Source organism: Bartonella sp. AA86SXKL, assembly GCF_042196885.1.
In genome coordinates this window covers 300-596 of record NZ_JBHIRE010000502.1, presented here as the reverse complement: position 1 = coordinate 596, position 297 = coordinate 300, and the positions used below count along the sequence as shown (strand labels likewise).

The 297-nt window shown below is 39.1% G+C and carries 1 pseudogene; it reads left to right on the top strand.

The window, feature by feature from the left end:
* Positions 1 to 297, top strand: a pseudogene (locus ACFIO5_RS12895) (Bgr_08870 family protein); the annotation flags it as partial.

Sequence of the window (297 nt, the reverse complement as noted above, 5' to 3'; positions counted from 1 at the left end):
AATTACAATAAATTTACCAGCAAAGTCACCATGAGTGGTGGCTTAGAGCTATTAGGAAATTCTCCGTTTAGCCTCACCCATAATAATGAAGTGGTCACCAACCTAAGCACAAAGGGAAGCTTGCTTAAAGGACCTTTAAAAGTCGATGGTGATCTTGTTTATACCAAGGCGCAAGTGGATGCTTTATTAGATTCTTTAATCAAAAAACGTAAAGAAGAATACGTTGAAATTACCATGCTGCAGAGTGGCAATATTCCCTGGCCTGACGGTGTCTCAGATGATACGGAAATTGAAATT